This window comes from Clostridia bacterium (genome assembly GCA_036562685.1).
Taxonomy (GTDB): Bacteria; Bacillota; Clostridia; order Christensenellales; family DUVY01; genus DUVY01.
In genome coordinates, this window is the sequence record DATCJR010000148.1 from 1 (window position 1) to 2235 (window position 2235).

General features: G+C 35.8%; 2 protein-coding genes. Both read right to left on the reverse strand.

What is annotated here, in order from left to right:
* On the reverse strand, positions 1–710 hold a 710-nt coding region (locus tag VIL26_06915), incomplete at its 3' end, for a UvrD-helicase domain-containing protein (protein ID HEY8390659.1).
* On the reverse strand, positions 700–2235 hold a 1536-nt coding region (locus tag VIL26_06920; protein HEY8390660.1), incomplete at its 5' end, for a PD-(D/E)XK nuclease family protein. The genes VIL26_06915 and VIL26_06920, both read right to left, overlap by 11 nt.

Consider the following 2235-nt stretch of genomic DNA (forward strand, 5'->3'; position numbering starts at 1 on the left):
CTTATACTCGGTTCATAGCCAAGGTTTTGCGCTTGCTGTTTGATCTTTTGGGCGCATGAACTAAAATAATCGTCGGCCAAATCTTTATATTCTTTAATGTATCTGTCAACAGCATCAGGGCAGGGCGGGCAATTGAGCCAATCTGAGCTTTTGGGCAAAGTGCGGTAAAAGGTGTGAATTTTGATAACATATTTCGCTAAGGTTTCATCTTTTCTGCGTCTAGTGAAGATATCATATAAATTAAGAAAAATGCTGTCGCCTTTTTCTAGATACTCTTCAAACACTTTTTTTATAGCTGCAGCCTTTTTTAATTCAGCCGCAACATCTTCAATTATGGTAAAAGCAGGGTCAACCCCTACGACATAATAATATTTTTTTATTAAATCGGTACAAAAAGAATGCAAGGTGCATATTTTTGCAGATTCCGCCAAATCAAGCTGTTCTAAGAGATAGCTTTTTTCATGAGAGTTGTTAAGTGCGTCCGTAAGACGTTTTATCAGCTTGTTTTTCATTTCAAGGGCGGCGGCATTGGTAAATGTAGTAACCAAAATATTATCAACGCTTACTTCTTTGTTTGTTATGAGAGCAACAATGCGTTCAATCATTATAGTGGTTTTTCCGCTGCCGCTAGAAGCCGAAACAAGCATGTTCTTATCTTTGTTATTAAGATCAATTATTTTGCTTTGCGCTTCAGTCCAGTTAATCGACATTATCCACCCCGTTATCTTGATCGCTTATTTTTTGACCTAACTTAGAAATAATATCTTTTTTGATTTCAATGCTATGAAAATCACGCTCGTTTTCATAAGGATGACAGCATACGCTTTTGTAATCGCACCAATTGCATGAACCTTCGCAAGGGCTGGGTTCAAGATAACCTGAGATTATTTCTTCTATTGCGTTTTTGGCAACGCCAACAGAATAAGTCAATGCATTTTCAAATTCCTGCGTGCTTAATACCGATGTACTGCTGATTTCTGGTCCGTATTCGGTAAGCTTTAGGTTTACAGGCAATACTTCGCTTTTTAGGTTATGAGTAGTTAGCTTTTTGTCGCAAGCAAGCACAGCTTTTAATTCCTCACTCACAAGCCCCTGCATACAATATCTTGGTTTCTTTTGAGTTTGAAAATCATTATTGATAGGAAAATACAAAGAAGCAAACGGCTTTTTGTTAAGTCCTTTTCGTATTGCTTGCATATAAAGCGTCAATTGCAGATTTTTGCCTGCATATATGTCTTGAATTATTTCCGAAATGCTTGACTTAACTTTACCGGTTTTGTAATCGATTATTCTGACATAATCTTCGTATTCATCTATACGGTCAACTTTGCCTTCGATTTTTGCTGTTCCGTATCTGGTAGGAATTTCAAGTGGCGGCAAGGTTTGATCATGACCAAACATTTTTTCGGTATAAATGGTTTTGAAATCCGAGTTCTGATTTTGATCAAAAATAACCCTGCCTGTATTGATAGCTTCTTTTAGCAGCATTTCGCTAAAATGCTTGTTGTTTTTGAGCTTTTCATTTTCAGATATTATTTGGTTTGTTATATCTGTTATGATTTTGTCGCATTCATTAATGTCATTGGGCACAAACTCTACAAACTTTTCCAAAATAGAGTGCAAAATATTACCTATATCTATAGCGTTTATATTGCCTTCAGGACGTTTTTTTAGCTTTAAAATATGCTGCAATAGATAAATATAAGGACACTTAAAGTAGTTTTCTAATTGAGTTGCGAAGAAAACATCTTTTGAAAGATTATATTCAAAGTCTTGCTTTTTAGGCGGGCTAAAATCAATACCAAGAGCATAAGCAGCGCTTGATATTGCTGTGCCCAAAATTTCTTGTCTTTGAGATATTGCTTTTTTGAATTGAGTCAAAATCAGCTTTTTTGAAGCGGCTTGACTATAAAAATATTTAGATAAATCTTCTTTAGACTTGTCGGTCATGCTCAAAAGCACATTGTCGCTGTCTTCATCAGCTTCAATGTGATTTGGAAAAAGCGTTCTGAGATTATTCAAAATATTAGCCTGAATTCTGTCTTCGCCGTTATCGTTGGTGCAATATAAAAAATGCAAGTTTTGTCCAAGATACAGCGACTGTATGAGATTAAATTTAGTGCGTCTGTTGACCTGCCTGATTTTGGGCTCAATTTTTATATTGAGCTTGTTCAAACAGTCAAGGTCATTATCAGACAGCATGCCTAAGTCTTTGTTAATTACAGGGAATTTTCC